Source organism: Halomicrococcus pelagicus (assembly GCF_051917725.1).
Taxonomy (GTDB): domain Archaea; phylum Halobacteriota; class Halobacteria; order Halobacteriales; family Haladaptataceae; genus Halomicrococcus.
The window spans coordinates 329,319-342,198 of record NZ_JBQBLX010000003.1 but is presented as its reverse complement, the minus strand read 5'-3'; the positions used below and the strand labels follow the sequence as shown (position 1 = coordinate 342,198).

The window sequence follows — 12,880 nt, the reverse complement described above, 5'->3', positions numbered from 1 at the left end:
ACGCGTTACTCCTCGTCGCTCTCGCCGAGCAGGTCCTCGACGGACTCGTCGCCGCGCGCGGAGATCTTCACGTTGAGCTGTTCGACCTCCTCGCTGACCTCCTTGCCGCGGACGGTGACGCGCTTGCGCTCGCCGTCGCGCCGCGGGTTGAAGCCGGTGCCGCCCTCCAGCATGATCTCCTTCAGCGCGGGCCCGTTCACGTCGTCTCGCATCGGTCGGCCGGCGTTGTCGGAACCGCCCGTGATCTCGACCTCGTACCCGTCGAGGCCGACCGCACTGCCGTCGACCGACTGACCGATCTCCTTCCCGAGGAAGCGGTTCGCGTCCTGTCCGTCGATGTCGCGCTGGTAGGTCGTCCCGGAGTCGGGGTCCGCGACGACGACCTGGAAGTTTGCCATACGGGGGAAGTGGCGGGCGCTCGGTAAAAGGAATACGATTTTGGCTTCGAGCACGACCCCGCGCGTTCGGTCTGGACGGGACGACGCGGACCAGCGGGGCGAACCGAGGGACCCGCCTCCGGTCGTCGGAGCGGTCGGTGGGAGGGGTCACCTCGCCCGAACGACGACGGTGTCGGCGGCCAGGTCACCGATGCGCTGACGGTCGTCGGTGAGGAGCATGACGACCAGTCCGACGGCGTAGCTCAGGAAGCCGTCGACCAGGCGAAGCAGGTTTCGGACGACCGACGCTCCCATCCCGCACGGCTCGCCGGAGCGTCTGACCACGACGACTCCCGTCAGTTTCTTGCCGACCGTCTGGCCGAACAGCCCTTCGAGGACGACGAAGTAGCCGAACAACCCGAGCGGAACGCCGAGCCAGATGCCGGCCTCCCCGAACGGTAGCGCGAACGCCACGCCGAGCGCGACCGCACCGACGAACGAGACGACGTGGTCGAGGACGAAGGCGACGACGCGACTGCCGACGACGTCGTCTTCGGTCCCCATCACTGGTTCCACCATACGAACGCCGTACTCGACCGACGGAATAAGCTTTCTGTCACTTCGCTGCTGGCGGCGGAGCGTCGCGCCGAAATTGCTTTCCAGCGGGCCGGCGTCCGTCTGTCGGGGGAGCATGGCCGAGGTCTACTACTTCGTCAGCGACCTTCACGTCGGCGGCGACGAGCAGTTACAGGAGGCCGAGTTCGAGTCGGAGTTCGTGGCGTTTCTCGAACAACTCGAAGAACGCGACGAGGACGCCGAACTCATCATCCTCGGTGACGCGTTCGGGCTGTGGGAGTTCACCGAAGTCGAGGGGCTGGCGAAGTTCGACTTGCTCGTCGAGAACCATCAGGCCCTCTTCGAGCAGTTGCGTGCGACCGGCGAGCGAATCGAAATCACGCTCATTCCGGGCAATCACGACGCGGAACTCGCGGGCTACTCGGCGTACGTCGAACGCCTCGCGGCGTACAACGTCACGCTCGACGCGGCGCTCTCGCTGGAGCGGGAGGTCGCCGGACGAACCGTCTGGATAGAACACGGGATGCAGCGGGACCCGAACAACCGCATGCCGGACTTCGGCAATCCGCGGGCGAACCCGCTGGGCTACTTCGTGAACCGGCATATCACGAGCAAGGCCGGACAGCTCTCGGGGCACGGGAAGTACAACTGGCTGAAGGACATCCAGTCGATGACGCCGCTCGAAGAGATCCCGATGTGGATACTCTCGAACTACTACTACCGGGAGATGAGTCCCGTTCTGCGGTACGCTGCCCTCCCGTTCCTCCTCCTGTTCAACGTGAGCGTCCTCTATCTCGCCGTCCTGTTGCTGGAGGGGAGCGGCGTCCTCGGAACGCAACTCGTCACCGACGCGACGACGGCGTTCCTGCGCCGACTCGGACTGGCCGGCGACCTCGTGGAGTTCGTCTTCGCCGTCAACGCCGCCGTCGTCGTCCTCCTGACCGTCATCTCGATTCCGCTCTACTTCCTCGTCCGCGACGTGAAACGGACCCTCGAACGGTTCGACCTCCTCGCGACCGACCCCGTCGCCGAGGAACGCGACGCCGCCTACCTCGACGCGGCCCGCGACGTGTTCGCCGAACACTCCGACGCGGCGGTGTTCGTCTACGGTCACACCCACCGCGCCTCCCTCAAGTGGCTCGGCGAGCGCGTCGTCGTCAACACCGGCACGTGGCTGAAGCGACTCCACCGCGTGCAGCCGCGAATCGGCATCCTGCCGCCGATATATCGCCCGTCGTTCCGACTGAACTACTTCCGGATCAGCGAGCAAGGGGGCGACGTCCTCGTCGAGTACGAGACCGTCGAGAAGGAGGCGCGGCGGGAACTCTCGCTGCTCCAGCGACTGCTCGCCGAGCGACGGCCGCCCGACCCGGAGATTCCCGAGCGGACGACGATAGAGTGGTCGCCCGACGACCGCGTCGAGAGCGCGGTTCGAGAAGCGGACGCGGGGCGGTCCGTCGACCGGCGGTCCGTCGACTCCCGCTCCGACGGCGACCGGACGGGACGATAGGGCGACCGACTCCCTGTCGGAACCGCGTCGCCGGCGCGATTTCTCCGGGGCGACTTCAGAACGGGTACTGGCGCTTCTCGCGCTGGACCGATATCCACTTCTCCTGCGTGAGTTCGTCGAGGATGGCGTCGCCGTTGTACCGGCCCATTCCCGACGACTTCACGCCGCCGAACGGGACGTGCGGTTCGTCGTTGATGGGCTGGTCGTTGATGTGGACCATGCCGGCGTCGATGGCGTCGGCGAGGTCGTGGGCGCGTCCCAGGTCGCCGGCGTGGACCGAGGCGGCGAGGCCGTACTCGGTGTCGTTGGCGAGTTCGACCGCTTCCTCGTCGTCCGAGAAGGGGACGACGGGCGCGATGGGACCGAAGTGCTCGTTGCAGGCGGCGGCCATGTCGTTGGTCGCGTCGGACAGCACGGTCGGTTCGACGAACAGGCCGTCGGCCTCCCCGCCGGTTTCGAGGGTCGCGCCGGACTCGACCGTCGTCTCCACGTAGTCGAGCATCTGGTCGCGCTGGTCCTCGTTGATTATCGGACCGATGACGTTGTCGCGGTCGGTCGGGTCGCCGACGGGCAAGCTCTCGGCTCGCTCGGTCAACCGTTCGACGTACTCGTCGTACACGTCCTCGTGGACGAGATGGCGGTTGATGGAGATGCAGACCTGTCCCTGGTGGAGGAAGCTACCGAACACCGCCGAGTCGACCGCGGCGTCGAGGTCGGCGTCCTCGGTGACGACGTGGGGGTTGTTCCCGCCGAGTTCCATCGCGGGGAGCGCGAGGTTCTCCGCGGCCTGCGAGGCGACGCGCTTGCCCACGTCGGTCGAACCGGTGAACGCCATCACGTCGAGTTCCGGGTGGGAGGCCATCCGGTCGCCGATGTCGGAGCCGGAACCGGGGACGACGTTGAGCACGCCCTCGGGCAGGCCGGCCTCCTCGAAGATGCGCGCCAGCAGCAGCCCGCCCACGACGGGCGTCGCCGAGGCGGGTTTGAGGACGACGCCGTTGCCGGCGGCGATGGCCGGCGCGACGGCGCGCATCGAGAGGTGGAACGGGAAGTTCCACGGCGAGATGACGCCGACGACGCCCATCGGCTCCTGCTTGACCTGGTTGTCCTTGCCGGGAATCATCGAGTCCTTGTAGTCGCCGCCCATCTCGAACGGGAAGCCTGCAGCCCGCGCGGTGATGCCCCGGGCGGTCTGCCACTCCGCGAACGCCTTCGCGTTCGCGCTCCCGGACTCGACGGATAGCGACCGGAGGATGTCGTCGCGGTGTTCGTCGAGGAGGTCGACCGCCGCCTCGACGACGCCCGCTCGCTCGTTCGGAGGTTGGTCGGCCCACTCGGACTGGGCCGCAGCGGCGGCCTCGTAGGCGCGGTCGACGTCGTCCTCCGTCGCCGCCGGTACCGAGGTGACGGTCTCGCGCGTCGCCGGGTTCTCGACCGCTATGTCGTCGCGGTCGTCGGCGTCGACCCACTCGCCGTCGATGTACAGGGCGTTCCACTCTCCGTCGGTGGTGAAGGCTGAGTCTGACATTCGCGGCTAGGGGTTGGACGGACGAGTGGTTAAAGAGCAGGGGCGCGGCCGAACGGAATCGACTACCGTCGCCCGAACCGGGGACTACGGACGGGTGATGCGTCTGGTTCCGTAACGGCCGAAAAAGTCGCAAAGTCGGGTCGCAGAAGGACTGTGCCTACGCGATAGTTCGGATTAGACTCGGGTGACGTTCTTCGCGCGCGGGCCCTTGGGGGCCTGCTCGATGTCGAACTCGAGATCCGTGCCCTCTTCGAGGTCGGGGCCGCCGATGTCTTCCATGTGGAAGAAAACGTCGTCGTCCGCGTCCTCAGTCGAGATGAAACCGTAACCGCCAGTGTCGTTAAAGAAGTCGACAGTACCTGTTGCCATTGCTTTTGTACGGAAGTGCGGAGTCCATATAACGTTTCTGTGAGACGTGTTGGCGTGAGGCTACGCGTTCGCGGCAGCCTCCCCGCTCGCCTCGTCCTCTCACCCGACGGTAGCGAACCGCGTCGAACCTACGGTGGCGGTCGCCGTACTCGTCGTCCGTCTCCGTCGTCGGCCCGACGCCGATATCGGACTCCGGCGGCGGCTCACGAGCCGTTCAGGTGCGGCACGACCTCCGTGCGCAGGTATTCGAGGAACGCCGCGGAGTCGAAGTCGGTCGGCCGGTACACCTCGACGTAGCCGCTCTCGGCGGCGGTCATCTTCAGCTCGCGGCCGTCGTAGGTGTACTCCAGCCCGAGCTGGTTCAGCCGCGCCTCGCGCACGAACCCCGAGAGGTCGTCGTCCGCCAGGAGGTCGTCGCCGTGGAGCAGGCCGCTCTCGGCGCGGCCGTCGCCGCCGCGGAATCCGGCCTTCCACGCGTTCGCGTCGTCGCGGGCGGCGAGGAAGCCGTCGAGGTCGAGCGACGCGCGCTCGACCGCGGTGTCGGTGTCGATACCGACGAGGTCGAACGCGAACGTGCCCGCGCCGCTCCCGACGACGACGAACTCGCCGGGAACGCCGACGAACTCCGTGACCAGCGTCTCCGTCGCGTCGGTCTCCTCGACCCGTATCTCGCCGTAGTCGAGTTCGGTCGTCTCGCGGGCCGCCGGGCGTTCGACCGCCGCGCGCCCCTCGAACGCCACGTCGCCAGAGGGAAGCGAGAACACGCGCTCCACGTCGAGTATGCGGTCCAGTTCGCGGTCGTTCTCGACGACCGCGTCCGAAAACGAGTCGACGACCTGGAAGTCGCCCTGCACGAGACCTATCACGCCAGCGTTCATGTCGTCTCGGAGTTCCGAGACGGGGAAGTTAACTCGTCCGAATTCCGAGAGGAGTCTCCCTCGGGGTCACTCCGCCGCTCTCGTCTCGCGCCGGTCCGACTCCTCGCACTCCGGGGCGTCCCAGCCCAACCGCCGGAGGGTCCGCCGGAACCGGTCGTCGTCGCGCGAGACGGGACCGAAGTACGTGCCGACCCGTTCGCGGTTCCACCAGCACCCCGTCTCGGAGCGCTCCTCGGGCGCGGTGAACTCGTACCGGTAGCGCACCGCCCGGACGTGTTCGGGCGGGTCGTCCGGGAAGGGGTCCTCGCGGAGCAGCGACTCGACCCCGTCGTCGCCGTCGAGCAGTTTCGCCAGCAGGTGGACGAACCACGGATGGCGGCGCGGCGACGGCGACATCGCGGCGAACCAGAGCTGCCAGCCCAGGCGGTGGTGGTACGGCGCGACCTGCGGCGGTCGGCGCTCGGGGTCGTCCGGCTTCCCCGGGAAGGCGTACGGCTTCCACTCGGTGTCGGGACCGACCGTCGCGTCGTCGGTCCCCTCGACGATTATCTCGTAGCGCGTCCGGGTGATGGAACCGAACGCGCCGTAGGTGTTGACGAGGTGCAGCGGGTCGAACGCGGCGTTCATCGCCTGTTCGGACGACACCATGTTCTTGACGGGATAGTAGCTCAGCGCGACGACGACCGCGACCACCAGCCAGCCCGCGACCTGGAAGGAGACGGGGAGCGACGCGACCGCGGCGGTGGGAACGTCGACCGGCAGGACGCCGGCGACCAGCGGGTCGGAGAACGTGCTGAACGCGAGGACGAGGGTGAGCGCGTTCAGCCACGCGAAGTTCCCGGTGACCATCAGCCAGGCCTGAAAGAGGACGGTGGCCACGCCCGCGACGGCGGCGAACGGCTGTGGCGCGAAGTAGAGGAACGGAATCGCGAGTTCGGCGACGTGGTTGACGGCGACGCCGACCCGGTGGACGCGGTCCGACAGGTGGTGGGCGAACCAGCTGACGGGGTTGGGCATCGGCTGCGTCTCGTAGTGGTAGTCGAGGCAGGTCAGGCCGCGCCAGCAGTCGTCGCCGCGGAGCTTGATGAGGCCCGCGCCGAACATGTTGCGAAAGAGGACCCAGCGGAAGAGCCACGTCACGGCGACCGGAGCGGCGACGGTTACCGGGCCGAGGAAGATGGCGAGAAACCCCGACTCGAGCAGCATCGACTCCCAGCCGAAGCCGTAGAACCGCTGTCCGGCGTTGACGAACGAGAGGTAGAGCACCCACAGCGCGGTCCAGACGACGACGTGGCCGGCGACGCCGAAGACGGCCGGCACGCCGACGACGGCGAGCACCGACAGCGCGACGCCCGTCCACGCGGCGGCGGCGACGGCGGTGTCGTCGTCGAGGAAGTGAAAGAGGCTGGGGCTGTCGCGGAAGCGGGAGCGCTCGACGTAGTCGCCCAGCGGGAGGAGACCGTCCTCGCCCGCGAGGGGTCGGAACTGCCGTGCGGCGACGAGGAACGCGAGCAGGTAGACGACGCCGACGCCCTTCAGGAGCGCGAATCTGGCGAACCAGTACGGTCCCGGGTCCCACGGTCCGAGCACCATCTACCCGGCACGTGTCGTTCGGTTCCCAAAACGATGGCGAGAGCGAACACCGTCCTCCCGGGTACTTCCCGTCACGAACGTCCGTCTTTCGACGAAACGGAACGTCTACTCCGGACGGACATCCCGAACGTCTGGATGCCCGAGATACGCTTCGAGTTCTGACGGGAGTTCTTCGCGTGGCGTGCCGTGCAGTCGGTCGCGGACCGCTTGCCAGTTCTCGTGTCTGCAGAGGACGTACACCGGAATCACGTCGACGTCCAGGATCGACGCGATGGCGAACCTGTGATTGCCTTCCGTCCAGTACACCTCGCCGTCCCGTCCGATGACCACGAGCGGCTCCAGGTGGTTGGCGTAGGCGTCTTCGAAGGGGTTGTCGTCGGTAGCCTTCTCGTGTGCCGCTTCCTCGTTCGGTCGATACCCCTCTCGGTCGATTCTGCGGAACAACTCGTCGATGTACTCGCATCTGACGGTCCGGAACTCCGCCAGGTTCTCGTATCCCCGGACCGTCCCACCGCTCTCGAACTGCTCTTCTGCCCACCGATACAGCGCCGTCTCCTCCCAGTCGCGTCCGTCCTCGAAACGTTGTTCGAGCCCCCGGTACAGCGTCGTCTCGCGAAACGGACGACAGTTCTCCTCCCCGTCCCAGTCGCCGCCCTGCACTCTCCCGAGTCCCCAGTTGAGCCTCAGTTCGTCGTTGTAGTAGGTCACGTCGTCGGGCGACACCGACAGTAACTTCCACGGGTCCGCCGGTGCGTCGTACTCCCTCCCGTTGACGTGGTGGTGCCAGTCCGTGTAGTGGCGAAACCGACCGAGGTTCATTCGCTCGATGATTTCGTCCTGTTGTCGTATCTGTTCCGATTTCCGACATCTCCGGGGCGAAAAGGGATGCCGCCTCCCGGATTACGAACTACGCCCGGAAGTGCTCGCTCCGCTGCGCCCTTCCGGTCTAGTTCAAATCCATGCGGGTACAAATTCGTGGCCGACGGCTCACTCGCTTCGCTCGTTCGCGTTGTCGGCCACAGAAGTATGCCGCCTCCCGGATTTGAACCGGGGACAGCTCGATCTTCAGTCGAGTGCTCTCCCAGTCTGAGCTAAGGCGGCGCACTCGATACGAGGCGGATGGTACAAAAAAGGATTTCGAAATGCGCCGCCGGAACCGGAACAACACCCCCGTCGCAAACCCTTTCCGCGTCGCCGTGCCAGTACGTGGCATGGGAGAGCGCGCGTGCTACCTGGAGTTCTGTCCCGAGTGTGACGCGCAGGTGACGGTCGCCGACGAGCGGTGCCCGGACTGCGGCGCGGCGCTTCAGGTTCGGGAGTGACCGTCGCGTCGGGTCAGCCATCTGTCGCCCACTGTACATTTAACGTACATGTTGATAAAAACTACAATTTGGAGAAAACTTATCACAATGTAGCGCAGCGATTCAGCCACGATGCAAGAGAAAAATAAACGGCTGGGTGAATGCCTCGAGCGCGAGGTCGACGGCGGCGTCGAACTGTTCGACACGGAGAACGGCGACGCCTGGATCTGGTCGGACAGCTGGGTGGACGCCTCCGAGAAAGCGTAACCACGGCTGCGAACGACGCCGGTCCCGGTGGTCTCACCCCGACACGATTCTCCCCGAACGCGAGTCGACCCCGTCAGGACTCCCTGTCGCCGGGTCGGGTGTCCTACCCGAGGACGCCGAACCCGAACCTGGCGTACGGCCAGAAGTGATAGACCCCGACGCCGACGACGACGGCCGGAATCGTCGTGTAGATGGACGCGATGATGGCCGCCTTCGCGTCGATAGCCACTAGCGGGAACAGCGCGTCGCCGTCCTGGCTGATGGCGTTCGCCGCCAGCGCGGAGAACGGGATGTCGCCGTTGGCGTAGATGGTGGCGAAGACGATCTGTGGCGCACAGCCCGGAACGAGCCCGAGCCCCGCGCCGGCCAGGGGAGCGAGCACGCCGGCGGCGGCGGCGAGCGCGTGGATGTCGAGCGCGAAGACGACCATCCCGTACTCGTACGCGAGGTAGGCGGCGATGACCCAGACGGTGACCATGCTCGTCTCCATCGCCGCGTGCTGGAACGTGTCGTACGCGTCCGCGAACGACTCCCGAACCCGCCCCGTCTCGCCCGTCCCGATGTACCTGCGACCGACGAAGTAGAGGTAGAAGGAGAGGACGGTGCCGGCCAGTCCGGCGACGGTGAACAGGCCGTCGAACGTCGGCGCGAACTCCAGCGCGACCTCGGGCGCACCCCGGCGCAGGTACTCGACGCCCGCGACCAGACCCGCGACCGCCATCCCCCACCACGCGACGTGCGCCAGGTGGCTGACTCTCGTGAGCAGGACCGAGTCGCCGCTCGCTGGATCGCAGTCGCACTGGGCCGGCCCCCGTTCGTACTCCGGGACGCTGGGCCCGCCGTCGGCGACGCTGGTCGTCGCGAACCCTCCGTCGGTCACGGGCCGACTGATGTTCTCGACCGCCCGGTCGACGCGACCCACGCCCATCCCCCAGAAGTCGATCATGTAGCCGAACGAGACGCCGGCGACGAACGCCATCGAGTACGCGTAGAGGGCGGCTTCCGGCGCGAGCGCGAGGATGACGAACGCCGAGTCGCCGGCCGTGGCCGCGAGCGTGGCGACGACCGTCCCGAAGCTGATCGATCCCCGGATGTAGAGCGGCATCGCGACGATGGCCCCACCACAGCCCGGGGTCAGACCCAGCAGGCCACCTGCGATGGGCTGGAGTTTCCGGTTGTTCTCCAGCGCCTCGATGAGCCGACCGCCCGACCGGTACTGGACGTAGCTGAACAGGAGGACCGTGACGGCGACGAAGGCGCTGACCTGAACGAATCCGTCCCGGAGGGAGAAGAAGAGAATCTCCCCCGCTTCTTCGAGTCCGCTCATCCGAACCACCCTCGCCCCGGTCGCCGGGCGAGATTCCGCAGTGAGCTATCGAATCCTAGATTTAGACGCATCAAAAGTAGGTTTGTGGCTGAGGACATTATGCCTTTTGGTGCGGTTGGACCGCGGTCTGGCTGTGGTCGCGCGCGACCGACGTCCCTCGAACGCTTATCTTCCGGCGCACCGAAACGACGACCATGACCCGACTCGCGCTCGTCAGCGACACCCACGTCCCCTCGCGCGCTCGCCGAATTCCCGACTGGGTCCGCACCCGGGTCCGGCGGGCCGACCACGTGGTCCACGCGGGCGATTTCGACTCGGCGGACGCCCTCGCCTCGGTGCGGGAACTCACCGATGGTGACCTCACGGCCGTCGCGGGCAACACCGACCCCGCCGCGCTCGACCTGCCGGAGATAGCGACCCTCGACGTCGCGGGCGTCACCTTCGTCGTCACGCACGGCACCGGCCCGGCCCGCGGTTACCGCGAACGCGTCGCCGAGACGGTCCGGCGGGAGGCCGGCGACGCGGCGGTCGGCGTGTCCGGTCACACTCACGAGACGCTGGACGAGCGGGTCGACGGCGTTCGCCTGCTGAACCCGGGGAGCGCGACCGGGGCGGCCCCCGCCGACCGCGAGACCATGATGACCGCGACCGTCGAAGACGGCGCGGTGACGGTGCAGACCCACGAGGGGTGAACCGGTCGGAGCCGTCGCCCGTCGGAACGCGGGCCGGTCTCCCCGGACGGCGAAACTCGCCACCTTTGCGCGTTTCGGGCGGGTTTTTAGCCCCGCGTACCAACGGGGGGTATGAACGTCTTCCCGGTACCGGGACTGCCGGAGGTCGAACCCGGCGACGACCTCGCGGCGCTCGTCGAGTCGCAGGTCGACCTCGAACCCGGCGACGTCGTGGTCGTCGCGAGCACCGTCGTCTCGAAAGCGGAGGGCCGGACGGCCGACCTCTCGTCGTTCCCGCCGAGTCCGCGGGCCGAGGAGATAGCGAGTCGGCTCGCGGACGTCTCCGGCGAGGAGAAAGACCCCCGGTTCGCCCAGGCAGTGCTGGAGGAGAGCACGGAACTCATCATGGAAGCACCGTTTCTGCTGACCGCCACGCGATTCGGCCACGTCGGCGTCAACGCCGGCATCGACCGCTCGAACACCGGAGACGCCGACATCCTGTTGCTCCCGGAGCGCCCGAACGAGAGCGCCGAGCGCATCCGCGACCGCCTCTCGGTCGACGTGCCGGTCGTCGTCACCGACACCAGCGGACGACCGTTCCGCCACGGTCAGCGCGGCGTCGCCATCGGCTGGGCGGGGATGCCGGCGAGCCGCGACTGGCGCGGCGAAGCGGACCGCGACGGCCACGAACTCGAAGTGACGGTCGAGTCCGTCGTCGACGAACTCGCGGCCGCGGCGAACCTCGTCACGGGCGAGGGCGACGACGGCCTGCCAGTGGTGGTCGTTCGCGACTGGACGTTCGGCAACCACGAGGGCAGCGACGAACTCTACCGGTCGGTCGACGGCGACTTCGTCCGGCAGGCGCTCAGGGGGTGGGAGTTTGAGGGGCATTGAACTCACGCCCGAGATTCCCGTCGCCGACCTCGCCGACCTCGGCGCGCGCGCCGAGAGCGAGGGGTTCGACGCCGTCTTCGCCAGCAGCCACTACAACAACCGCGACCCGATTCTCGCCCTCTCGCGGGTCGCGGCGGCGACCGACGCCGTGCGCGTGGGACCGGGCGTCGCAAACCCCTACGAGACTCATCCGGTCGCGCTAGCCTCGCGCGTGGCCACGCTCGACGAGGTCAGCGACGGCCGCGCCGTCTGCGGCCTCGGGGCGGGCGACCGCTCGACGCTCCGGAACCTCGGCGTCGAGCGCGACCGCCCGCTGCGGCGCGTGCTGGAGACGATGAAAGTGGGGAAGCGACTCTGGGCCGGCGAGCGCGTCACCCACGACGGCACTTTCGACGCGAACGAGGCGGCCCTGAACTACGACGTGGGCGAGATTCCGGTGTACGTCGGCGCGCAGGGACCGCACATGCTCCGGATGAGTGCGAAACACGCAGACGGCGTGCTCGTCAACGCCGCCCACCCCCGGGACTTCGCGTGGGCCGGCGACCGCATCGAGGAGGGGTTAGCCGAGCGTCCCGACGAGCGCGGCGCGTTCGACGTCGCCGCCTTCGCCAGCGTCAGCGTTGCCGAGGACGGCGACGCCGCCCGCGAGGCCGCCCGACCGCCGGTCGCGTTCATCGCCGGCGGCGCGCCGGACCCAGTGCTCGACCGCCACGACCTGGACCAAGAGCGTGCCGCCGACATCGGCGAGCACATCGAGGCCGGCGAGTTCTCGGCGGCGTTCGAGGCCGTGACGCCCGCGATGATAGAGGCGTTCTGCGTCGCCGGGACGCCCGAGACGGTGGCCGACAGGATGGCCGCGGTGCTCGAACACGTCGACAGTTTCGTCGTCGGGTCGCCGCTCGGGCCGGACCGCGAGGCGGCGGTCAGCCTCGCTGCCGAGGCGCTCGACCGGGGCTATCGGGAACGATAGCGGAGAACACGCCGCCGACGCTGAGATAGCCGAACACGAGCATCGAGAAGCCGACGAGTATCGCGCCGACGAGCAACAACAGTGCCGAGAGGGGGTCCGTCGCCGCCACGTCGCCGAACAGGTTCACCATATCGATGACGTTCTGCACGAGTCCTGCCATACCCGGACGTCCGGGTTCCGGGTACTTGTTTTCTCCGTCACGCTTACGACCCGGGACTACGTAGGAGCGCGCGTGTCACGAGACGCGTCGCTCTCCGATTTCGCCGCCTCGGACGCGGACGACGAGACGGAAGACGACGGGCCGAGGGACGACGAGTCGGGAGACGCGTCGACGGACGCGGGGTCGACGACCGACGGAGAGACCGACCACCCCGCAGACGAGGAGGCGTCCGCGTCGCTCGATTCCGAGAGCGCGACCGTCGACGCCGAATCCGCGACCGTCGACGCCGACCCCGCGACGACGACGTTCGCCTGGTCGCCCGACGGGGCGGCCTGCGCGCGCTGCGGGGAGACCGTCCGGCGACGCTGGCGCGACGGCGACGACGTGGTCTGTTCCGACTGCAAGGACTGGTAGTCGGAAGGACGTCGACGCCGTCCGATTGTCCCGCGAATTTTGCCG

At 67.8% G+C, this 12,880-nt stretch carries 15 protein-coding genes and 1 tRNA gene; 6 read left to right on the top strand and 10 right to left on the bottom strand.

From position 1 onward, the window contains the following. Positions 1 to 5: 5 nt before the first annotated feature. Both ACTF4R_RS10980 and ACTF4R_RS10975 read right to left on the bottom strand, forming a co-directional pair. A complete protein-coding gene (locus tag ACTF4R_RS10980) occupies positions 6 to 398 on the bottom strand; it encodes a 30S ribosomal protein S6e (protein ID WP_113276877.1) in 393 nt (130 codons plus the stop codon). 147 nt (positions 399 to 545) lie between these two features. Next, positions 546 to 956: an RDD family protein gene (locus ACTF4R_RS10975; protein ID WP_440007870.1), complete on the bottom strand. Its 411-nt coding sequence runs from the start codon at positions 954 to 956 to the stop codon at positions 546 to 548. Positions 957 to 1,068: 112 nt separating this feature from the next. On the opposite strand from ACTF4R_RS10975, the gene ACTF4R_RS10970 reads away from it, so the two are divergent. Beyond that, complete coding sequence (locus tag ACTF4R_RS10970; protein WP_440007869.1) at positions 1,069 to 2,463, top strand: metallophosphoesterase; 1,395 nt, start codon at positions 1,069 to 1,071, stop codon at positions 2,461 to 2,463. Positions 2,464 to 2,518: 55 nt separating this feature from the next. Here the strand turns inward: ACTF4R_RS10970 and ACTF4R_RS10965 are convergent, their stop codons facing one another. The 6 genes from ACTF4R_RS10965 to ACTF4R_RS10940 all read right to left on the bottom strand — a co-directional run bounded on the left by ACTF4R_RS10965 (position 2,519) and on the right by ACTF4R_RS10940 (position 7,932). Next, positions 2,519 to 3,991, bottom strand: coding sequence for an aldehyde dehydrogenase family protein (locus ACTF4R_RS10965; protein ID WP_440007868.1), 1,473 nt, complete (start codon positions 3,989 to 3,991; stop codon positions 2,519 to 2,521). Between the two features lie 174 nt (positions 3,992 to 4,165). Continuing rightward, on the bottom strand, positions 4,166 to 4,360 hold the full coding sequence (locus tag ACTF4R_RS10960) for a cold-shock protein (RefSeq protein WP_113276881.1): 195 nt from the start codon (positions 4,358 to 4,360) through the stop codon (positions 4,166 to 4,168). A 203-nt stretch (positions 4,361 to 4,563) separates the two neighbouring features. After that, on the bottom strand, positions 4,564 to 5,238 hold the full coding sequence (locus ACTF4R_RS10955; RefSeq protein ID WP_440007867.1) for a hypothetical protein: 675 nt from the start codon (positions 5,236 to 5,238) through the stop codon (positions 4,564 to 4,566). Positions 5,239 to 5,304: 66 nt separating this feature from the next. Then, positions 5,305 to 6,831, bottom strand: a complete 1,527-nt coding sequence (locus tag ACTF4R_RS10950) for a lipase maturation factor family protein (protein WP_440007866.1) — start codon at positions 6,829 to 6,831, stop codon at positions 5,305 to 5,307. Positions 6,832 to 6,936: 105 nt separating this feature from the next. After that, positions 6,937 to 7,650 carry a hypothetical protein gene (locus ACTF4R_RS10945; RefSeq protein WP_440007865.1) on the bottom strand — a complete coding sequence of 238 codons (714 nt, stop codon included), beginning with the start codon at positions 7,648 to 7,650 and terminating at the stop codon, positions 6,937 to 6,939. A gap of 208 nt (positions 7,651 to 7,858) precedes the next feature. Continuing rightward, positions 7,859 to 7,932, bottom strand: a tRNA-Phe gene (locus ACTF4R_RS10940). Between the two features lie 332 nt (positions 7,933 to 8,264). Between ACTF4R_RS10940 and ACTF4R_RS10935 the strand changes: the two genes are divergently transcribed. Beyond that, positions 8,265 to 8,399, top strand: a complete 135-nt coding sequence (locus tag ACTF4R_RS10935; RefSeq protein WP_433625411.1) for a hypothetical protein — start codon at positions 8,265 to 8,267, stop codon at positions 8,397 to 8,399. A gap of 103 nt (positions 8,400 to 8,502) precedes the next feature. On the opposite strand, the gene ACTF4R_RS10930 is transcribed toward ACTF4R_RS10935, so the two are convergent. After that, the gene (locus tag ACTF4R_RS10930) at positions 8,503 to 9,726 is read right to left on the bottom strand and encodes a putative manganese transporter (protein WP_440007864.1); all 1,224 of its coding nucleotides are present in this window, start codon (positions 9,724 to 9,726) and stop codon (positions 8,503 to 8,505) included. A 194-nt stretch (positions 9,727 to 9,920) separates the two neighbouring features. On the opposite strand from ACTF4R_RS10930, the gene ACTF4R_RS10925 reads away from it, so the two are divergent. The 3 genes from ACTF4R_RS10925 (at position 9,921) to ACTF4R_RS10915 (ending at position 12,261) form a co-directional block, all read left to right on the top strand. Beyond that, positions 9,921 to 10,418 carry a metallophosphoesterase family protein gene (locus ACTF4R_RS10925; RefSeq protein ID WP_440007863.1) on the top strand — a complete coding sequence of 166 codons (498 nt, stop codon included), beginning with the start codon at positions 9,921 to 9,923 and terminating at the stop codon, positions 10,416 to 10,418. A gap of 111 nt (positions 10,419 to 10,529) precedes the next feature. Further along, positions 10,530 to 11,291 (top strand): coenzyme F420-0:L-glutamate ligase, encoded by a 762-nt coding sequence (locus tag ACTF4R_RS10920; protein WP_440007862.1) that lies wholly within the window; start codon positions 10,530 to 10,532, stop codon positions 11,289 to 11,291. Next, entirely contained in the window at positions 11,278 to 12,261 is a 984-nt protein-coding gene (locus ACTF4R_RS10915) for a 5,10-methylenetetrahydromethanopterin reductase (protein WP_440007861.1), read from the top strand. The genes ACTF4R_RS10920 and ACTF4R_RS10915 overlap by 14 nt, the downstream gene beginning before the upstream one ends. Here ACTF4R_RS10915 and ACTF4R_RS10910 read toward each other — a convergent pair. Then, entirely contained in the window at positions 12,215 to 12,421 is a 207-nt protein-coding gene (locus tag ACTF4R_RS10910) for a DUF8024 family protein (RefSeq protein ID WP_440007860.1), read from the bottom strand. The genes ACTF4R_RS10915 and ACTF4R_RS10910 overlap by 47 nt on opposite strands. A gap of 72 nt (positions 12,422 to 12,493) precedes the next feature. Between ACTF4R_RS10910 and ACTF4R_RS10905 the strand changes: the two genes are divergently transcribed. Next, positions 12,494 to 12,835, top strand: a complete 342-nt coding sequence (locus ACTF4R_RS10905) for a DUF7573 domain-containing protein (protein ID WP_440007859.1) — start codon at positions 12,494 to 12,496, stop codon at positions 12,833 to 12,835. Positions 12,836 to 12,880: the final 45 nt, after the last annotated feature.